General features: G+C 65.4%; 20 protein-coding genes and 1 tRNA gene. 9 read left to right on the top strand and 12 right to left on the bottom strand.

Translation table 11 applies throughout. The features are described from left to right. On the top strand, nt 1-317 hold a 317-nt coding region (locus BM396_RS13565), incomplete at its 5' end, for an integrase core domain-containing protein (protein ID WP_139239489.1). Here the strand turns inward: BM396_RS13565 and BM396_RS32180 are convergent. Together BM396_RS32180 and BM396_RS33665 are read right to left on the bottom strand one after the other, a co-directional pair. Continuing rightward, complete coding sequence (locus BM396_RS32180; RefSeq protein ID WP_139239490.1) at nt 314-4,036, bottom strand: AAA family ATPase; 3,723 nt, start codon at nt 4,034-4,036, stop codon at nt 314-316. The two genes, BM396_RS13565 and BM396_RS32180, sit on opposite strands and share 4 nt — an antisense overlap. Nucleotides 4,037-4,492: 456 nt before the next feature. After that, the gene (locus BM396_RS33665; RefSeq protein ID WP_280142398.1) at nt 4,493-4,624 is read right to left on the bottom strand and encodes a hypothetical protein; all 132 of its coding nucleotides are present in this window, start codon (nt 4,622-4,624) and stop codon (nt 4,493-4,495) included. Between the two features lie 160 nt (nt 4,625-4,784). On the opposite strand from BM396_RS33665, the gene BM396_RS32785 reads away from it, so the two are divergent. The 6 genes from BM396_RS32785 (at nt 4,785) to BM396_RS13590 (ending at nt 8,673) form a co-directional block, all read left to right on the top strand. Continuing rightward, complete coding sequence (locus BM396_RS32785) at nt 4,785-4,934, top strand: hypothetical protein (RefSeq protein WP_170867477.1); 150 nt, start codon at nt 4,785-4,787, stop codon at nt 4,932-4,934. A gap of 11 nt (nt 4,935-4,945) precedes the next feature. After that, the gene (locus tag BM396_RS13570; protein ID WP_043381600.1) at nt 4,946-6,394 is read left to right on the top strand and encodes a hypothetical protein; all 1,449 of its coding nucleotides are present in this window, start codon (nt 4,946-4,948) and stop codon (nt 6,392-6,394) included. Then, the gene (locus tag BM396_RS13575) at nt 6,391-6,639 is read left to right on the top strand and encodes a hypothetical protein (RefSeq protein WP_043381792.1); all 249 of its coding nucleotides are present in this window, start codon (nt 6,391-6,393) and stop codon (nt 6,637-6,639) included. Before BM396_RS13570 ends, BM396_RS13575 begins: the two co-directional genes overlap by 4 nt. 120 nt (nt 6,640-6,759) lie before the next feature. Beyond that, nucleotides 6,760-7,308, top strand: coding sequence for a hypothetical protein (locus BM396_RS13580; RefSeq protein ID WP_043381602.1), 549 nt, complete (start codon nt 6,760-6,762; stop codon nt 7,306-7,308). 2 nt (nt 7,309-7,310) lie between these two features. After that, nucleotides 7,311-7,628: a helix-turn-helix transcriptional regulator gene (locus tag BM396_RS13585; RefSeq protein ID WP_348273019.1), complete on the top strand. Its 318-nt coding sequence runs from the start codon at nt 7,311-7,313 to the stop codon at nt 7,626-7,628. Continuing rightward, complete coding sequence (locus BM396_RS13590; RefSeq protein WP_043381606.1) at nt 7,618-8,673, top strand: tyrosine-type recombinase/integrase; 1,056 nt, start codon at nt 7,618-7,620, stop codon at nt 8,671-8,673. Before BM396_RS13585 ends, BM396_RS13590 begins: the two co-directional genes overlap by 11 nt. 55 nt (nt 8,674-8,728) lie before the next feature. Here BM396_RS13590 and BM396_RS13595 read toward each other — a convergent pair. Then, a tRNA-Glu gene (locus BM396_RS13595) sits at nt 8,729-8,804 on the bottom strand. A 103-nt stretch (nt 8,805-8,907) separates the two neighbouring features. On the opposite strand from BM396_RS13595, the gene BM396_RS13600 reads away from it, so the two are divergent. Beyond that, entirely contained in the window at nt 8,908-9,912 is a 1,005-nt protein-coding gene (locus BM396_RS13600; RefSeq protein ID WP_051976028.1) for an RluA family pseudouridine synthase, read from the top strand. 235 nt (nt 9,913-10,147) lie between these two features. After that, nucleotides 10,148-11,041: an RNA polymerase sigma factor RpoH gene (gene rpoH, locus BM396_RS13605; RefSeq protein ID WP_043350239.1), complete on the top strand. Its 894-nt coding sequence runs from the start codon at nt 10,148-10,150 to the stop codon at nt 11,039-11,041. Between the two features lie 45 nt (nt 11,042-11,086). Here the strand turns inward: rpoH and BM396_RS13610 are convergent, their stop codons facing one another. From BM396_RS13610 to hemB, 9 genes are all read right to left on the bottom strand, one after another. Then, nucleotides 11,087-12,535, bottom strand: coding sequence for a hypothetical protein (locus BM396_RS13610; protein ID WP_043381609.1), 1,449 nt, complete (start codon nt 12,533-12,535; stop codon nt 11,087-11,089). 279 nt (nt 12,536-12,814) lie between these two features. After that, a complete protein-coding gene (locus BM396_RS13615) occupies nt 12,815-14,107 on the bottom strand; it encodes an adenylosuccinate synthase (protein WP_043350287.1) in 1,293 nt (430 codons plus the stop codon). Nucleotides 14,108-14,261: 154 nt separating this feature from the next. Then, a complete protein-coding gene (locus BM396_RS13620; RefSeq protein ID WP_043381798.1) occupies nt 14,262-14,552 on the bottom strand; it encodes a hypothetical protein in 291 nt (96 codons plus the stop codon). Between the two features lie 121 nt (nt 14,553-14,673). Then, nucleotides 14,674-15,531 carry a D-amino-acid transaminase gene (locus BM396_RS13625; RefSeq protein ID WP_043381611.1) on the bottom strand — a complete coding sequence of 286 codons (858 nt, stop codon included), beginning with the start codon at nt 15,529-15,531 and terminating at the stop codon, nt 14,674-14,676. 52 nt (nt 15,532-15,583) lie between these two features. After that, nucleotides 15,584-16,891 (bottom strand): adenylosuccinate lyase, encoded by a 1,308-nt coding sequence (gene purB / locus BM396_RS13630; RefSeq protein WP_043381613.1) that lies wholly within the window; start codon nt 16,889-16,891, stop codon nt 15,584-15,586. A gap of 119 nt (nt 16,892-17,010) precedes the next feature. After that, entirely contained in the window at nt 17,011-17,757 is a 747-nt protein-coding gene (locus tag BM396_RS13635; protein WP_043350247.1) for an arginyltransferase, read from the bottom strand. 124 nt (nt 17,758-17,881) lie between these two features. Beyond that, entirely contained in the window at nt 17,882-18,373 is a 492-nt protein-coding gene (locus tag BM396_RS13640) for an RDD family protein (protein WP_043381616.1), read from the bottom strand. Nucleotides 18,374-18,483: 110 nt separating this feature from the next. Continuing rightward, nucleotides 18,484-18,852 (bottom strand): hypothetical protein, encoded by a 369-nt coding sequence (locus BM396_RS13645; RefSeq protein ID WP_043381617.1) that lies wholly within the window; start codon nt 18,850-18,852, stop codon nt 18,484-18,486. Beyond that, nucleotides 18,849-19,907, bottom strand: coding sequence for a porphobilinogen synthase (gene hemB, locus BM396_RS13650; protein ID WP_043350254.1), 1,059 nt, complete (start codon nt 19,905-19,907; stop codon nt 18,849-18,851). The genes BM396_RS13645 and hemB overlap by 4 nt, the downstream gene beginning before the upstream one ends. Nucleotides 19,908-19,963 lie beyond the last annotated feature (56 nt).

The following is a 19,963-nucleotide window of genomic DNA, read 5'->3' on the forward strand; positions in this document are numbered from 1 at the left end:
CCAAGTCGGTGCAGTCCTGGATTGCGGCCGTTGGCGCAAGGACGGCCTACATCACCCCTGGTTCGCCGTGGGAGAACGGATATGTCGAGAGCTTCAACGCACAGATACGCAACGAGCTGCTGAATGGCGAGATTTTTTACACGCTCAAGGAGGCGCAGATCATGATCGAGGGCTGGCGACGGCACTACAATACGGTTCGGCCGCATGGCGCATTGGGCTACCGGCCGCCAGCGCCAGAGGTGTTCGTGCCAGCTATAGCCGCTAGGCCGGCTGCACCGGCCAAGCTCGCCGTGGTCCAGCGACCAACCCTGCACTAACTTTGACCTTGGACCACCTCGTGGGGGCCGATCACGACAGCGACGTTAGCCACACCAGTCATCACATCAGAGGGAACAGGGCCGGTAGCAGCAATAGTCGGCCAGATTTCTGCGCCAAGCGATGGTTCAAAGAATGCTGTCCGTAGCGCCTCGATCTCCCCAATTGCTACAGACGATAAGGCCCATTCTGAGAAGCGCCAAGCCTCAAGAACCTCTTCTATCGTCGTAGAAGGAAGTATTCTCAGCAACCGGGCAACGAGACGCGCGCCATCCTCACTATCTCTGAAATCAGGATGAAGCCTCAATAGTTTCAGAATGAAAACTGACGCTCTCGGTTGATTGGCCCAAGCAAGTTGCACAAGATACTCGCTGAGATCGGCCCACACTGAGCTCCGCTCGGGACGCACCAGATGCGCCTCTAAAAGCTCCAACCATTGATCGTATGCCGGCTCGACCCGCCTCAAAAGCGCAAGCGTACAAACACGTAGTATTGTGGAATTTTCTCCGCCCGAAACAAATCGCAACCGGCCACCTCCAAATAGAACTGTAGTCGGCAAGGGCTTATTAGACGAATCTTCATTCGCCGTATCTACCAACGTCGGCCCATGAGCCGCCTCATTCGGCGGCTCCAGCCAGGAAACAAGCATCGAGATCCAGTGATCTTCGAGACCCCGCACGCGATCAGCAATCTGATATAGCGTCCATACCGCGTCCCTGCGAAAACTATCGCCGTCAAAGCCGCGCTGTATGCTCGCGGAAAGCAGCTCAAGCAGCTCAGTAGGATCTACGGATTTCGTTTCAGACAGCGCTCGGAGTGCGGCACCTACTGGTACTTGGTGAGTTTCCGGAGAAAATTCTTGGAGCAATCGCTTCGCTCGTGTGGGCTGACGTTTGGCAAGTTCACCAAACGCCATCGAAGCTTCTCGACTACCCCCGATCAAAAACTTTGATGGGTCGGACTGCCACCGCTCTTTGCCGTCGGGAAGCTTCGCGAAAAGCTTAAGAAGCTGTCGGTCAGTGGCGCGTTCCATCATCTCAGTCGACATAGGCGATCGGACCCAGCCGCCACTTGAATGTGAGCGTTCGCGTTGATCCTCGGGGATTGCGCGCAGTTCCTCCTGAACCGTACGACGGGCACCGGACGAAAATCGAGAAATGTCGAGGCCGGCCAATAATCTAACGCGCAATTGGCGGTTTATGCGGCGCAACGCACGACGCTGCTGAACATCGGAGCCCTCAACCGGTGAATGCTCGTTCCACGCCATAATCAACGCTACAAGTCTATCGCCCCGCTCAGCATCGCAATGAGCTGAGATAGACCTTACCAATTCCATAGCTTCCGACTGACCGCCTCTTAACCGATCGCCAAGTTTGAGTCGCGACGTATCAGCTTCCAAAAATTCAATTGCGAGCCTCCAAGTAGTACTGGCGCTCGCGGTCATGGCTGATGCAAACAGCCGGTCGAGCAATTTATGTTGTGAGCCGACACATGAGAGGTGGAGAGTAAACTCATTTTTATCTACCTTGGCTAGCTCTTCGAGCCCCGCCCGAAGTCCTTCCACTAACGCCAAATCATATCTAGTTTCCTGTCGATTCGACGTCTGCAATTCGTGAAAATCCTCTTCGTCTAAATCGTCAGCGGCTTCCGGAGCCAAAGACGAAAAGCGCGGCAACAAAGAGGCAATATAAGGCCCCGGCGCTTGTCTTACGATGTCGGGGAAATCGTGCATTCCGTGCAGCTGGCCCAGTAACTTGGCCAACTGATACGAGAAAGATCCATCTTGCTTGATTTGCAATCTAGTCATAGCTGCAGCTAGGCCGCCTTCCTCTGGCAAGGCTCCGGCTGCCCTTGTTGATTGGGCGAGCCTAATTGACTCGGGAACTAGCGCGACCACCCTATCGAATATCAATCCAATGAGCTTGGCCGCGACGTCATGCCGGCCGGCCTTAACCTGTTGACGGATCGTCCAGACAGGAAGGGCATCTACACGAACCACTCGATTTACCCCCGCGCAAAACAAGTCAAATGCGCGATCATCCCAGTTCCCAAGATTTTCTAAGACATGAGGAATATATATTTCTTTACTTTGGTGCCCTCGCCAATGGCGATCCAGCAATGTCAAGACTTCCGCGGCGTGATTTGCGGCGGCCGCTGACAGCCACTGCCACACACTACGTGTTCGTGTGTCATCGTTGCTTGTCATTCTATCAGCAATGGAACTTCGTGCATGCTCAAACCATGCAGAATTTCCTGCAGTTAAGCGTAGTGCACGATCGGCGAGCGCGGCGTCGGTGCCAGCTATCACAGTCAAAACAATATGCCGCTCGCCGGCGATGGATGCATCGCCTCCAGCTGCCAAATCGAGTATCAGGTGTCTTAAATGTCGACGTAAATCAGATCTTGCCCAAAGCGCTCTGATGGAAGCGTCATACTCTGCTGGCGCAGCATCGCGAGCATAGCGTAAGATCGCTAGTGCCTGTGGTCGAGCCAGCAGATTTCTGCCTGCCTCTGTAACACGCGATATTAAGTCGCCGTGGGATAAGGCGAGGCGAGCATCGAGCGTTTCCGCCCAAGTTTGGTGTGCGAATCCTATAAGACCGGCCTCCTCACGGCGACGTAGTATGCCCTCAGCGCACAATCGATTAACTGCAGGCGAACTGCCGATGGGCAGGCTATCTGCAGCCGTCCATAGCGTGCCAGAGAATCGCAGTGATGTGACCAGATGATCAATCAGACGATCCAAATGAAGCGCCTGGTTCACTGCTACTAGTCTCTCAAACCGAAGCACTTGCGTACTTCGCCACGTCGTCATCGCGCTCCATGCAAACCCGTCGCGACGAGCCGCAACTATATCCCGAAGGGCCTGAGGAATCCGAATCACATCACTAAGCGCTGCAGGTATTTCTAACGGATTTATTCCGATCTCTGCTAGTAATGAATGAACCCTTTCCAGTTCAGGTAGCGCTAACTCGATTTTGACAGTAGAATTCTCAGGAAAATTAGCTCGAAATCCGCCATCAGCCGCAAATTCGAAGGGCCGCACCGATGCAACGACTCGAATTTCGGGCCATGTTCGAAGCCGGCGGGCCAAATTACCTAGCGCACGCAATCGACCGCCACTGCCATCGATCAGCGACGCGACAGCGTCGAGCTGATCAATCAAGACGTAGACAGGGCCATTGGTTGCCTGAGCGGCGATTTCTTTTACGATGTCGGTTCCTAGATCAAGCTCCGGCCCAAGGTCAGCAACTGTACTTACGGTTGCAGGCAAAGTATCCGCCTTAATACCCAATACTACTCCACCGCGATCTCGGAGACGATTACCAAGGGCAGCAAGAAGCGCAGATTTACCTGATCCAGGGGAGCCGAAAAGCAATATACTCTTTCCGGTGGGTGCCGTAGCCGGGGCTAAGAGCTGTTCTTCCAGATCATCAAGTTCGGGCCGGGTTATCACTTTACCGTTGATGTCGCCCGGCCACGATAGAAGTTCGCCAGATGCATCAGCAAGTTCGTCTGGGGTGCGGCTGGGCTCAGCAAATTGATTCGGCTTAGATTGTAAACTTCCTCCCTCCAATACCCTCGATATTGTTGCGTCAAAACGCGCGCCTTGCTCGGTGATAGCATTTACAATTACATTGCGGTCAGCATTCCCTTTCTCATCCGCAACGCGCTCGCTTGTCGACTGTGAAGCTCGGACGGATAGGACGAGAAATGTCACGGCATCATCAAACGGCCGCTCTGCTCGCTGTCGTGCATCCGAAGCAAGCACCGAATAACGCTGGATGGCTATTTTTTTGTCGTTCTGATCAAGTTCTAGATCTTGCCACTGTCGTATCGCGGCTCGACTGAAGGCATCCCGAGTGGCAGCGTCGCGTGCCCAACGTTGGAAGCGTTCCTCGCGAAATGCGGATGGAACGTCGGTTGCCCAAGCTTTAGCACCAGTGATAGTTCGGCCGACGACCCCGTCACCGCCTGCGAGCAGATCCAGTGCTTCCGTGAACTCGGGCATCCTTGACGGAAGTCCTTGTTCAGCTCCGCGGCGCGAAAGCACTCGTTTGACTATCGGGATCATCATCCGTCCTACGGATGATAGCCCAGACCTGAGCCATGCAGGAATGAAAGGATCCATGCGCCTGCCGCCTCAGAAATTGGACGTGTATCTGACTGCCACCGGCTAGCTTGCCTCGACCTTCAGCGCGCGCTCGAGTAGCCGGCGCACCGCCTCGGGACGGGAAGGTTTCGGGTCGGGCTGCTCAGCGATCGAGTTGTCGAGCGCAGCGAGCATGTTGGGCTGAAGGCGCACCACCACAGGTGTCCCGGGCGCGTCAGGGCGCCGCCGCCGTTCCTTCTTCGTGGTATCACGAGTTGACGCGCTCATAGCACTGGTGATACCACGAGTGCGGCCCGGAGGGAAGGTGGAAGCTCCCGCACCGGGCCTAACCTGTAACGTCCTCTGGAGACGTCCCATGGCTACCTGCCCGCATACACCACCGGCACGCGCCGGTGAATACGCTCGCTTGCCGATTCGCCTGCTTGACCTGGTTGGCGAGCTCGTCAGCGCCGCCCTCATCATCGCCGGGGGCGTGTTCGCCTACGGCTACATCCCTCTCGCGTGACGGAGGGGGCCGTGAGGAAGTCCAATACTGCGCAGGCCATCGAGCCGACCGCCGATCTCCGTCAGCGCGCTGCTCGAGCCCGGGACGCCGCTGGGCGCTTCATCCGGCGTCCGGATCCACCGCCGCCCGCGACCGACGAGGTAGACGCCGAGCTCCTGCAGCTCGGTGCTCAGCTGGGCGACGCGCTCGCCCGAGCCAGAGCCCTTCATGAGGCATCGCAGCAGCTGGGTGAGGCCCGGATCTCTGCGACGCCGAAGCGTCCGACATGCCTCTACTTCCGTGAGGACGATCGACGACTCTACCTCCGCCAGTATCTGACCGAGCCGGCTGCGCTCGACGGCATGGAGGTGTCCGCAGATGATGTCGCCTGGATGCGGCGGAAGCCATACGTCCGTGAAGTGAGGCGAGCGCCTCGACCGGACGATGGGCTGCCGGCGGACGCTCACACGATCGTCGAACACCATCCTTGGCCGGAGGCGCAGGCTCGCGCCGACGAGATCATCACCGCGTGGGACGCGTGGAAGGCCGAATGCGCGCGGGTCCGCGCCGCGTTCGAAAGTGACGAGGATGACAGGGAGGATCGCGCGGAAGCGGCAGAAGTCGAGGTCCAGGCGCTCGCTGATCGCATCGCTGAGATGCCAGCGTTCAGCGCCGAAGGCCTGCGTATAAAGCTACGCGCTGCCGGCCACTACGAGGACGAGCACGATAGCGACTATCCCGGCGGCCGGCTGCTGAACTCCCTGTTGCGCGATGCCGAGCGGGAGACGCCTACACCCGCCACCGCGTCGCATCCCGACGCTGTCCTAACCGCTCTCGGCGCCGAGTTCATGGCTGCCTGGGCAGCCGAAGATGCTGTCGACGACAACGAGGCCGAGTATCTCGCCTGCACTGGCCTCGCGGAGCGGATCGCACGGCTGCCGGCCAGCACGGTCGCCGGCCTCGGGATCAAGGCTCTCGTGCTGGCGCGGCTCGACAGCGAGGACTCCGGCCCGCGCCGGCCCGTCGCGGCACAGGGCCCGCTGGCGAGTCACTGGAACGTGCTCAGGCAGATCCAGCAGGGTGCAGCTCGGCTAGCTGTCGGCGAGACTCAGCCGGTTCGAGCGTGCGCTCCCGTTCGGCCAAACCTTTCATTGCTTCCTATGTCTCAGCTCGCCCGCCTCTATTCCGTGTTGGTCCGAGCCTGGGAGCTTCTGGCCTCCGCGGAAAATTCGCCGTGCTTCCTGGCTGCGGATGGCAGCGGCCGAACAGATGCGGGGGACCTGATCAACCGGGAGACCGATCGCCTTCAGCGCTTCAGTTCGGCCGTTGCAGCCGAGATCTCACGCCGGCAGCCCGACGATCGCGGCGATCAAGCCGAGCGGGCGAACACGCTCCTCACGCACATGGTGCTGACCGGCGGTGTCGAGGAGCATCCCGAAGTCTTCTCCGAAATCTGCGCCGCGTGGGGTTCCGCTCGATGAACAACGTCATCCCGTTCCGACGCCGTCAGCGGCCGATGATCCCTGACACCCGTGCCCGTATCGAGGGGGCGCTGGCTCTGGCCTTGGACGCGGTCGACCACCTCGTGGCCGCCCTCGACGAGATGGACGAGGATCCGGACCTTGAGGACGGCGGCGACGCAGAGCCGAGCCTCGGAGCACCTGAAGGGCACGTCTCCCAGATCGTGTGGCTGCGCGGAGGCGATCGAGACCTGCAGGGTGCCTAGGCGAAATTGCCGAATGCCCTGTGGATATCGGCCGCTCGCACATCGTTGCGAGCGGTTTGCCCTCGCTTGACACCAAAGATGCCCAGGGTGATGTTCTTACTATCACGTGAGGACAAAACTATGAGCGACGTTCTCGAGAAGGACCGCGTGGCAGATGCCGGGACCGCAAACCGGTATGGCTCAGCCATCGCGTGCGCCGCGGCTCGACTGGACCGCAAGACCTTCAACAATTGGCTCAGCCGCAAGCCGGCAGTGATCCTGCTGTCCGATGAGGAGCGTCGCGAGGCGGGGGAGCGCAAGCGGTTCAGCTTCGACGAGCGGCGCATTGTGCAGATCGCTTTGACCGCTGAATTGGTGGCGCTGGGCGTGCAGCCGCGCCGCGCCGCGATGTGTGCGGTCTGCTTCACGGATGCCGCCGAGGGCCAAGAAGCTCATCCGGCGTTCCCGCAGCGCCTTCCCGGCGAGCTCTTTGAGGGTGCCTACACCTTCCTGGTGGTGCCGCCCGGTGACGCGCCCGCGAAGGTGCTGCCGGTCACCGCCGACACGTCGGTGATTGAGCTGATGCACCCCGAGTACGGTGCGCCGTTCCACACCGCGATCGTGATCCGCATCAACGACGTAGTGGCGCGGGTGAAGGCCGCTATCGCCTCCGGCAGCAGCGAGGACTGACCTTGGCCCGGCGCGAGCATCAGGACCATGATCCGCTGCCGGTTTCTAGCGCCACCGGAATGCGGCGCTCGCGCCACTGCGCGCTCCCGCCGACGCTGTCTCCTCGCTTGATCAATCGAGAGGCGGCAGCTGCCTACGTGTGCATCTCGCCCACCAAGTTCGACGAGATGGTTCGAGACGGCCGGATGCCTCGCGCGCGGCGTATCGATGCCCGCAAGGTGTGGTGCGTCCGTGAGCTGGACGGCGCCGCAGACAACCTCCCCATCGACGGCCAGGATGCCGCCCAGGATTCAACCTGGGAGGATATCGATGCCCCGTAAGCTGCCGCCTTACGTCGAGTGCTGGCGCGACCGGCATGGCAAGGTCCGGGTCTACTTCCGGAAGGACAAGGGGCCGCGCCTACCCCTGGCCGGCCCCGTGGGCTCGGAAGCGTTCCTTACGGCCTACCAAGAGGCGTTGGCCGGGCGCATGCCGAAGGCGCCTCAGAAGCGCGCCGCAGTCGAGCCCGGCACGATCGAGGCGCTGGTCCAGTCCTACTACAAAAGCGGCGAGTACGCCGCCCTGCGCGCCACGACCAAGGTTGGTTATCGGCGCCGGATGGAGGCAATCCGGGTCCAGCACGGGCACCGCTCGGTCGCAGGCCTGAACCACGGCCGCATCGTGAAGGCGTTCCTGGACCCGCTGGCCGGCAAGCCCGGCGCGGCGCTCGACACGCTCAAGAAGCTCCGGATCTTGATCCGGCGCGCGATCGTCTTGGGCTGGCTCACCGCCGATCCGTCCGTCGCGATCCGGCGACCAAAGATCGGCGAGGTGCGCTCCTGGACCGACGATGAGATCGCCCAGTTCGAGGCGCACTGGCCCGTCGGCAGCAAGAGGCGGCTGGCCTTCGCCCTGCACCTCTATACCGGCCAGCGTCGTTCGGACGTGCACCGGATGACCTGGGCGGATGTGAAGGGCGATCGCATCCGGGTCGTCCAGCAGAAGACCGGGGCCAAGATCGACGTGCCGCTGCACGCGGATCTCCGCGCCATCCTGGCCGAGACGCCGCGGCAGCACGCGACGATCCTCAACACCGAGTACGGGCGCCCATTCACGGTGGACGGCTTCTCCGGGTTCATGCGCGACGCCATCACGGCCGCCGGCCTGCCGCTCGACGCGCAGCCGCATGGCCTTCGCAAGGCCGCCGGGCGACGCCTCGCCGAGGCCGGCTGCACCGCCCACGAGATCATGGCCGTGCTCGGCCACAACACCCTCGCCGAGGCTGAACGGTACACGCGCGAAGCGAACCGGTCGGGCCTTTCAACAGGCGCGATCACGAAGTTGGAGGGCTGGAACAGGAACAAGAACGCCCAAACCACCCCGTAGGGGTTTGGGGGAAATCACCGAAACAGGAGTTGTTCGAATGACTTACAGCACCGGCTGGCGCTCCCAAGGGGAATCGAACCCCTGTTTTCGCCGTGAGAGGGCGACGTCCTAGACCGCTAGACGATGGGAGCTTTCCGGCGGCGCGGGGGTGCTATAGCCACGACCTGGCGGCGGAGCAAGAGCCTTCGTCAGGAAATCCGCCTCGGCGGGTCAGATCGGGTGCGGACAAGGATCGTGGTGGACAACGGTGACGTCGAAAAGGCCGGGATCGTGGCCGAGGGAGGCGTGCGGCTCGATCGAGCGCTGGTCACGCTGTTCCCGGATCTGTCCCGGGCCCGATTGAAGGATCTGATCCGCGCAGGCCATGTGAAGCGGGACGGTCTCCCGGCGCGCGATCCGGCCGCCAAAGTTGCCGCCGGCGCGTCCATCATCCTAACCGTGCCGCCTCCGGCACCGGCCGAGCCGGTGGCCGAAGCCGCAGACCTGCCGATCGTCTACGAGGATGACGATCTGATCGTCATCGACAAGCCGGCCGGCCTGGTGGTCCACCCGGCGCCGGGCCACGAGAGCGGGACGCTGGTCAACGCCCTCATCGCCCATTGCGGGGCCAGCCTGTCCGGGATCGGCGGGGTGCGCCGCCCCGGCATCGTCCATCGCCTCGACAAGGACACGAGCGGCCTGATCGTCGTCGCCAAGAACGACGCGGCGCATCAGGGCCTCACCGCGCAATTCGCCGATCACGGCCGGACCGGGCCGCTGGAACGCGCCTACGCCGCATTGGTCTGGGGCCTGCCCCAGCCGCGGGCGGGCACGATCCGGGCCAGTCTCGCCCGGTCCCGGTTCCATCGGGAAAAGATCGCCGTCGTCTCCGACGACAGCGGCCGCCATGCGGTCACGCATTATGCCGTCGCCGAGACCTATCGCGAGGCCACCCTCGTGCGGTGTCGCCTGGAAACGGGTCGCACGCATCAGATCCGCGTGCATCTCGCCCATCGCGGACATCCCCTGCTCGGGGACACGGTCTACGGAGGTGCCTTCCGCACCAAGGCGGCCCGCCTGAGTCTGGAGGCGCGTGCCGCTCTAACGGCCCTGGGACGGCAGGCGCTCCACGCGGAACTGCTCGGCTTCAGTCACCCGCGCACGGGTGAAACGCTGCGCTTCGAGAGTGCGCTGCCGACCGACATGACTGCCCTGATCCAGGCACTCCGGGCCGACGCAGGCGACCCGGCGCGCCTGTAACCGCCCCTTGCGGCGTGCGAAAGAACACCCCGTACCGCGTCACATCGTGACATGGTACGATCAAAATCGCCGGTGGCGCGTTGTTGGCGACGTGGGTGTCATCGACCGTGACCGGCTCCCCGGCGACCTGCATGAGATGGGTGGCCGGCAGGGTCGGCTCAAGAGCGGCCCGAGTAGACGGCACTGTTGTCCGTCGCGTCCGCCCGGCAGGGGGACACAGGTTCAGGAGAAAGCCATGGCCGGTACGCTTCCCGTGCTCGCCAACGAAGGTGGCCTTTCGCGCTACCTCGACGAGATTCGCAAGTTTCCGATGCTGGAGCCGTCGGAGGAATTCACCCTCGCCAAGGCCTGGCGCGACGCCGGTGACCGCGAAGCGGCGCATCGCCTGGTGACGTCGCACCTGCGCCTCGTCGCCAAGATCGCCATGGGCTATCGCGGCTACGGCCTGCCGATCGGCGAGGTCGTGTCGGAAGGCAATGTCGGCCTGATGCAGGCGGTCAAGCGCTTCGATCCCGACAAGGGGTTCCGTCTCGCCACCTATGCCATGTGGTGGATCAAGGCAGCGATCCAGGAATACATCCTGCGGTCGTGGTCTCTGGTGAAGATGGGCACGACGGCCAACCAGAAGAAGCTGTTCTTCAACCTCCGCAAGGCGAAGGGACGGATCTCTGCCCTCGATGAGGGCGATCTGAAACCCGACCAGGTGTCGCAGATCGCCACGCGCCTCGGCGTGCCCGAGCAGGACGTGATCGACATGAACCGGCGTCTGTCCGGTGACACGTCGCTCAACGCGCCCCTGCGCGAGGAGGGCGAAGGCGAGTGGCAGGACTGGCTCGTGGACAACAGCCCGAGCCAGGAGACCGTGCTCGCACGCGAACAGGAGGGCCAGAACCGCCTTTCCGCGCTGAAGGATGCCCTCGGTGTCCTCAACGCCCGCGAGCGGCGCATCTTCGAGGCGCGACGTCTCGCCGAGGATCCGATCACGCTGGAAGATCTTTCGGGCGAGTTCGGCGTCTCCCGCGAACGCGTTCGTCAGATCGAGGTGCGGGCCTTCGAAAAGGTGCAGGAAGCGGTCAAGCGCAACATTGCCAGTCGCGAGCTGCCGCGGACCGGCATTGAAGCCCGCTGACAAGACGTCCCCGGCTTAACTGAGCGCCGGGGACCTCAAGGCTCATCACTGCCAGGCGTCGAAGGCGCTCTGCATGACCTGGGCGCCGGCGGTCCCTTTCTCGAAGGTCAGCACCGCCCGGCGACCGGAGGTGTAGCGCAGCGCGATGTCGAACCAGTTCCTATGAAGGAGCAGGTCGGTGTTGCGCTCCACGTCGTTCTGCAGCGACGACAGGCCGATCAGGAACAGGTTGTCGCGGACACGGACCGGCAGGCCCGAGACTGGCGAACCGCGGGCGCTCTGCTCATCCTTCGCTTGCAGCAATCCGACATCCTGAACCGTCCGCGCGGTGCCGCTGCTGCCGGTCTGGCTAAACGCAAGGCTCACCGTGTGGGAGGCCGGCAACGTCGTGTCGAGGTTGCGCTGGATGGTCATCACCAGCGTCAGCCCGGCCTCCGGAACGGTCACGGTCGCGACGACCGCGTTCTGAACCGGCTGCCCCTGCTCCCCGTTCACCGTCTCCAGGCGCCACGTCACCCGCCCCTGCGTGACGGTCGGCTGACTGCTTTCTGCGCCGGCCCCTTCCTCGACGAGTTCAGCCCTCTGGGCGACCGAGACGCCCGCCTCGGCGGGTGGCGCGTTGGTCCGAGACGGGGCAGCACCGTCCGCGCGCGCAGGCGCCTTCGACACCGGCGCCGCATCGCCACCAACCCGATCGCCGAACTTGGACTCGGCCTCGGACTGCTGAGAATCCGCAATCTCCGCACCGCTGGATGGCAGATTCTGTGGGCGGTCGCGCAGCAGGAAGGCCGCGACGGCGATCAAGCCGATCACGACCGCAAGGACGCTTCCGACAAAGACGTTGCGCAGCACGCGGGAGCGCCCTGCTCGGAGCGGCACCACCTCGATGCGCGGGCGCTGGCGGCCCGATCCGACGTCTGCGGCGACCTCGCCGGCGTCTTGCTCCTCGACCGAGGGGCGAGCCGAAGTCGCCGCCTCAGGAGGTAGCCCTTCGGGCGCAGCAGCGGCGGAGGCACCCGGGCGCCTCGAGGTGATCGGGATCGGTGCCTCGCGCGGTCCGGACTCGGATGCGGAATCGCTATCCCGACCCGGAACTGCGAACGGCGCCTTGGCGGCAGGAAGCACCGGATCGGGCTTCGACGCGACGCTCGGCTCAGGGGGAGACGGTTCGGGGATCTCCGGCTCCGGCTGCACCGCCGGCGCGACCGCGATGGGCTCGGAGACGACCGGTGCAGGCGCCTGCACCGGAGAGGCCTGAACCGCATCGTTGGCCGGCGCAGGCAGACCGCCATGGTCGACCTCGAGCCGTTCGATCGCGGCGTCGAGGGCGCGCCGCTCGAGATCGATGTCCGCCTCGGAGAGCGGCGGGTCGAGGGAGCGCAACTGGCTGATGAGCGCGTTGCGCGCGCGGTCGTAGACCGCCTTGCGCAGAGCGGGCGTTCGATCCGGTAGCGCATCGAGCGCGCGCGCCAGAAGCGGATAGTAATCGGCCATAATACCCTGGTCCGCCCCTTCGGCCGCCGTCCGGCAACGCCGGTCGAAGGCCGGGGACCGATGGCCGCTCCCGCCGGACAGGTCCGGTCGCGGCCGTCGGCCGGTTTGTCGTATTCCGCCGCACGGATCGGTGCCCGCACGCCGGTTGCGCCGCATACGGCGGATCATTCGCGAGAATGAAGGCCCGACCGCCAGCCCGTTCTAGATCAAGCCTGCGCGGACTGGATACAGGCAGCGCAGCCGGAATCACGCGTCGTCAACGGGATAGCGCGCGACGCGTCAGTCCTCGAACGGGTTGTGCATGAGGATCGTGTCGTCCCGCTCGGGGGAGGTGGACAGCAGGGCGACCGGCGCCCCGATCAACTCCTCGATCCGGCGGACATACTTGATCGCCTGCGCCGGCAGGTCCGCCCAGGATCGTGCGCCTGCGGTCGTCTCCGACCAGCCCGGGATCACCTCATAGACCGGTTCGACCCGCGCCTGAGCGGCTTGGCTCGCCGGCAGATGGTCGATCGGCTGCCCGTCCAGCATGTAGCCCGTGCAGACGCGGATCTCCTCGAAGCCGTCGAGGATGTCGAGCTTGGTCAGCGCGATCCCGTGAATGCCGGAGGTCCGGACCGTCTGGCGCACCAGCACGGCGTCGAACCAGCCGCAGCGGCGCTTGCGCCCGGTGTTGACGCCGAACTCGCGGCCGCGGCTGCCGATGGTCTCGCCGATCTCGTCGAACAGCTCGGTTGGGAACGGCCCCTCGCCGACCCGGGTCGTGTAGGCCTTGGCGATGCCCAGCACGTAGCCGATCGCACCCGGGCCGAGGCCCGAGCCCGTCGCCGCCTGCGCGGCCACGATGTTGGAGGACGTGACGAACGGATAGGTGCCGTGATCGACGTCGAGTAGCGCGCCCTGCGCGCCCTCGAACAGGATGCGCTTGCCGGCCCGCCGCTCCTCGTCGAGCAGCGCCCAGACGGTGTCGGCGAAAGGCAGGATCTTCGGCGCAATGGCCTTCAGCTCCGACAGCAGCGCCTCGGCATTGACCTCGTCGATCCCGAGGCCGCGCCGCAGGGCGTTGTGATGGGTCAGCACGCGCTCGATCTTGGCCGGCAAGGCGTCGGGATCGGCAAGATCGACGACCCGGATCGCCCGGCGCCCGACCTTGTCCTCGTAGGCCGGCCCGATACCGCGCTTGGTGGTGCCGATCTTCAAGCCGGCATTGGCGGTCTCGCGGAAATGATCCAGCTCCCGGTGGAGCGGCAGGATCAGCGTGGCGTTGTCGGCGATCCGCAGGGACGCGGGGGAGACCTCCACACCCTGGGCCTTGATCCGGTCGATCTCGTCCACGAGATGCCAGGGATCGACCACGACGCCGTTGCCGATGACCGAGAGCTTGCCGCCGCGGACCACGCCCGACGGCAGCAGCGCCAGCTTGTAGGTGACGCCGTCGATGACGAGCGTATGGCCGGCATTATGCCCGCCCTGAAACCGGACGACGATGTCGGCCTGCTCGGAGAGCCAGTCGACGATCTTGCCCTTGCCTTCGTCGCCCCACTGGGCGCCCACAACGACGACGTTGGCCATGCCTGCCTGCTTACCCGCGACGGAAACCGGGACGGCGCCGCCCACGGGTGCAGGCGGCGCACGTCGTGTGCCGTTTCCGCGATCCAGCCAGCGAAATCAAGCAAGACACCGCACGGGCGACCCGTTCTGCGGTCCGGCGATAGGCCCGGCGCGGCTACTTGGCCTCGGTTCCGGGCGTCCGGCCCGGGAGTTCGTGCGGCTTGATGACCGGCATGGTCCCGGACTGATCGGGCTTCACCACGGTCCCGGTCGTCCCGGAATCCGGTGGCTTGATGACCCCGTCGTTCTTCTGGAGCTTGTCGCTGAGCGACTGATCCTGCGGCGGCGCATCCGCATTCGGGCGCACGCGCTCGGGCGGCGTCGGAGACGGGCTGGGGGTCTGAGCAAAGGCGGGCACCGCCGCCAGGGTCGCCGCGAAGGCGGCGATCAGGATCTTCTTCGGCATGAGAGCCTCCCCGGTTCGGGATACGAATTCGGGGAGGAACAGTCGGAGACGGAATCCGTTCCTGCGGGCCTGGAAGGCCGGAGGGTCCACCTGTGGACGGTATCCGGGCAACCGATGGGCTTCAGCCCCGACGCGCGGCCTCGATGTACAGGTCCCGCAGGCGCCGGGTCAGCGGCCCCGGACGCCCCTCGCCGATGGCGCGGCCGTCGATCTCGATGACCGGCATCACGAAGGCCGAGGCGCTGGTGTAGAAGGCCTCCTGTGCCGCGTAGGCCTCCTCGACCGGAATCAGCCGCTCCTCGATCCGCAGATCCGCCTCCTGGGCGAGGCGCAGGACCGACGCCCGGGTGATGCCCGGCAGGAGCGCCGTGGAGAGCGGCCGGGTGACGAGCACGCGGTCGCGGCTGACGATGAACGCGGTCGAGGACGAGCCTTCGGTCACCGCGCCATCCTCGACCATCCACGCCTCGGCGACGCCGGCCTCGGCCGCCTGCTGCTTGGCGAGCACCTGCGCCAGCAGGGCCACCGATTTGATGTCCCGCCGCTTCCAGCGCAGATCCTCGACGGTGATCACCCGGGCGCCGCTCTCGACAAGCGGGTTGGCGAGCACGGTCTTGGCCTGCGTGAACATCATCACGGTGGGCTCGGTGCCGGCCTTCGGGAAGGCGAAGTCGCGCTCGGCCACGCCCCGGGTCACCTGCATGTAGACCAGCCCCTCGGTGACGCCGTTGCGGGCGACGAGTTCGGTCTGCAGGCGCTCCCAGCTTGCCGCATCGTGCGGATTGCGAATGCCGATCTCACCGAGGGAACGGTCGAGGCGGGCGAGATGCGCGGCGTTGTCGACGAGCTTGCCGTCGATGATCGCCGAGACCTCGTAGATGCCGTCCGCGAACAGGAAGCCGCGATCCATGATCGGCACGCGCGCCTCCTCGTAGGGGAGGAACTGGCCGTTGAGGTAGACGATGCGGGGAGCGGTCACGGAGAGCTGTCCTGTGTTCGTCGCGGGCCCAAGCAGGAATCGTGCGGGATGCTCAGCGGTCGCCGAACACCCGCCCGAAAATCGTGTCCACGTGCTTGAAGTGGTAGTCGAGATCGAAGCACGCCTCGATCTGTTCGGGCGCGAGCGCTGCGGCGACCTCCGGGTCCGCCTTGAGCAGGGCCAGGAAATCGCCCTCGCCGCGCCAGACCGGCATCGCGTTGCGCTGGACCAGCCGGTAGGAATCCTCGCGGGACACGCCGGCCTGGGTGAGCGCGAGAAGCACGCGCTGCGAGTGAATCAGGCCGCCGAGCCGGTCGAGGTTCTTCTGCATGTTGGCCGGGTAGACCAGCAGCTTCTCCATGACCCCGGTCATGCGGGCCAGAGCGAAGTCGAGGGTCACGGTGGCGTCGGGGCCGATCATCCGCTCGACGGAGGAGTGCGAGATGTCGCGCTCATGCCAGAGGGCGACGTTCTCCAGCGCCGGGGTGACGTAGCCGCGCACCATCCGGGCGAGGCCTGTGATGTTCTCGGTGAGGACCGGGTTGCGCTTGTGCGGCATGGCCGAGGAGCCCTTCTGCCCCTCGGAGAAGAACTCTTCCGCCTCCAGAACCTCGGTGCGCTGCAGGTGCCGGATCTCGATCGCCAGGCGCTCCAGGGACGAGGCGACGACGCCGAGGGTGGCAAAGAACATCGCGTGCCGGTCGCGCGGGATCACCTGGGTGGAGACCGGCTCGGCGGTCAGGCCCATCTTCTCGGCAACGTACTGCTCCACCCGCGGGTCGATATTGGCGAAGGTGCCGACCGCCCCGGAGATGGCGCAGGTGGCAACCTCCTCGCGGGCCGCGACGAGGCGGCGGCGGTTGCGCTCGAACTCGGCATAGGCCTGGGCCAGCTTCAGCCCGAAGGTGACCGGCTCGGCATGGATGCCGTGCGATCGGCCGATGGTGGGGGTCAGCTTGTGCTCGAAGGCCCGGGTCTTGAGGGCGGCGAGGAGCGAATCGACGTCGGCGATCAGGATGTCGGCGGCGCGCACCAACTGGACGTTGAGGCAGGTGTCGAGCACGTCCGACGAGGTCATGCCCTGGTGGACGAAGCGCGCCTCCGGACCGACGATCTCGGCGAGATGGGTGAGGAAGGCGATGACATCGTGCTTCGTCACCGCCTCGATCGCGTCGATGCGGGCGACGTCGAAGACCGCGTCCTTACCCTTGGCCCAGATCGTCTCGGCCGCCTCCTTCGGGACGACGCCGATCTCGGCGAGCGCCGTGGTGGCGTGGGCCTCGATCTCGAACCAGATCCGGAAGCGGCTCTCGGGCGACCAGATCGCCGTCATCGCGGGGCGGCTGTAGCGGGGGATCATGGGGGCCTCGGCACGGTCCGTATTGCGTGCGAGGCCGGTAGCATGCGCCGGCCCGGCCGCTCAATGCGCATCGGCCATGACGGGACGGCAACGGATGTGGACCGTCGGCAACAGCGGGATCAGTCGATCCGCACCCAGCCCTGGCCCATCAGGCGCTCCTGCGGGCGGAAACGGGACTTGTAGTCCATCTTCCGCGACCCCTCGACCCAATAGCCGAGATAGAGATACGGCAGGCCGAGCCGTTGGGCCCGGCGGATATGGTCGAGGATCATGAAGGTCCCGGGGGAGCGCGCGGCTTCGGCGGGATCGTAGAACGAGTACACCATCGACAGCCCGTCGGAGAGGACGTCCGTCAGGCAGAAGGCGAGCGGCGGCCCGGAGCCGCGGCCGGTGACCGCCGTGTCCGGCCCGTGCCGCCGGTACGACACCAGATGCGTGTCGACGTGGCTGTCCTCGACCATCATGGCGTAGTCGAGCACGGTCATGTCGACCATGCCGCCGTCGCCGTGGCGGGCGTCGAGGTAGCGGCGGAACAGGGCATACTGCTCCGAGGCGGGCCGGTTCGGCTCCGGCGTGCCGATCCAGTCGGCGCTCCGCGCCAGGATGCGTCTCTGGCTGGCGCTCGGCACGAATTCATCGACCACGACACGCACCGAGATGCAGGCGCGGCAGGTCTCGCAGGCGGGACGGTAGGCGATCGTCTGCGAGCGACGGAAGCCGCCCTGGGTCAGGATCTCGTTGAGGTCGCGGGCGCGCCGCCCGACCAAGTGGGTGAAGACCTTCCGCTCCTCCTGTCCCGGCAGGTACGGGCACGGCGAGGGGGCCGTGAGGTAGAATTGCGGTGTGTCGCGCGGATGGCTGGTCACGCTTCTCACAGGCCCTGCGCCGGGTTCGTCCTCTCGGCGCCGGCATGTCAATGTACAGGCGACCGGCCGAGGCTCAATGGCCCGACCGGTCGCACCGTCAGATTTTCATCGCCGGGTTCGACGCTCAGCGGGCGTGGACGACGGCGAGGCCGAGCAGCAGGTCGTGACCGAGACGCCGGTCCGACCGCATCAGGCCGAACGCGATGTCGACGCACCAGAGCAGGAAGGTCGAGATCGCCACGTAAAACAACAGCGCGTGGACCGCGGCCGTGATCACGTCGACCCGCGCGCCGCTCTCGGGTGCGATGGTGCGCAGGCCCATCAACCGCTGGCCGATCGTGCTCTGCTTCGACCCGCCCACCGTGATCGCGCTATAGATGATGCCGCTCGCCGGCAGCACCGCGAACAGGGTCCAGCCGAGGCCGAACGTGACCACGCCGATCACGGTGATCAGCAAAGTCAGCAGGGCCGTGAAGCCGAAGATGAACAGGATATCGAGGAGATAGGCGACCGTCCGGCCGCCGAGACTCGCCCGCACGAACGGAACCGGCAGCGACGCCGCATAGCCGGGTGTCGTGTCGAAGCGCTGCGCGTATCCGGGTTGGGGGTTCTGCATGATGTCGCGTCCTGCCAGCGAGGCTGCGGGCGAGAAGGTGGGTGCGCGCCGCTCAGGCCGCAAGAGGATGCGTTTGCCCGGCCTCGGCTTCGCGCGGCCGGAGGACTGCCTTACCGTCCGGCCGGGTCGCCGGCCGCGGCGTCCGGCGTGTCGAGATAGAATCGCCTCAGCATATAGAGCGCGGGCCCCGACAGGGTCGTCCCCTCGGTGGCGAGGGCCACGAGGGTCGTCCCGGCATCGAACCGGCAGGTCAGCCAGTGCGACCGGGTCCCGTCGGAATAATCGACCCGGACCGAATTCGCCGCCGGTCCCGGCGCCGCCCGCAGAAGCCGGATCCCAGGTTGCGGCGCCACGGCCGGCAACGCCCGCCGGCAGGTGGCGACGCGATCCCGGCGCAGGGTGTCCTGACAGGCGGCGAGCCCGCCGAGAAAGCCGGCGACGACCGCGGCCCCGAGGAGCCAGCGGTGCCCGCGTGTCACGGATGGCTGCGCAGGCGCTCCGCGACCCGCGGCGCATGGTAGGTGAGGACGCCGTCGGCTCCGGCCCGCTTGAAGGCGAGGAGCGCCTCGACCATCGCGCGGTCGCCGTCGAGCCAGCCGTTCCGGGCGGCCGCCTCGATCATCGCGTACTCGCCGGACACCTGGTAGGCGAAGGTCGGGACCTGGAACTCGTCGCGGACCCGGCGGATGATGTCGAGATAGGGCAGGCCCGGCTTGACCATCACCGAATCGGCGCCCTCGTCGAGGTCGAGGCGGACCTCGCGCAGGGCCTCGGACGAGTTGCCCGGATCCATCTGGTAGGTGCGCTTGTCGCCCACGAGGGCGGCCTTGGTGCCGATCGCGTCGCGGAACGGCCCGTAGAACGCACTGGCATACTTGGCCGCGTAGGCCATGATCTGCACGTCGAGGAACCCCGCCTTGTCGAGGCCGGCGCGGATCGCGCCCACGCGCCCGTCCATCATGTCGGAGGGGGCGATGATGTCGGTGCCGGCCTCGGCCTGGATCAGGCTCTGCTCGACGAGGACCGCGACGGTCTCGTCGTTGAGGACCGCGCCGTCCTTCATCAGGCCGTCATGGCCGTGGCTGGTGTAGGGATCGAGCGCCACGTCGGTCATGATCCCGACCTCGGGCACGGCCCGCTTCACGGCCCGCACCGCCCGGCAGACGAGATTGTTGGCGTTGAGCGCCTCCGAGCCGGTCGGGTCGCGCAGCGCCACATCCGTGTAGGGGAAGAACGAGATGGCCGGAATGCCGAGGCGCGCCGCGCGCTCCGCGTCGCGGACGACCTCGTCCACCGAGAGCCGCTCGACGCCGGGCATGGAGGCGATCGGCTCGCGCCGGCCCTCGCCCTCGATCACGAACATCGGCCAGATCAGATCGTCGACCGTCAGGGTATGCTCGCGGACCAGCCGGCGCGACCATTCCGATTTTCGGTTGCGGCGCGGGCGCTGGGTGATCTTGAGACCCTCCACGCGGGCGCCCTCGCGGGCGGCCTCCACGGCGAGAGGGCGCGGCTCTGGCAGGGTGTCTGACATGCGGCTTCGCTACCGTTCGCGCGGACCACGCCGCGGATCGCGCGGCGCCCCTGCGC

The organism is Methylobacterium sp. UNCCL125 (assembly GCF_900116795.1).
Classification (GTDB): domain Bacteria; phylum Pseudomonadota; class Alphaproteobacteria; order Rhizobiales; family Beijerinckiaceae; genus Methylobacterium; species Methylobacterium fujisawaense.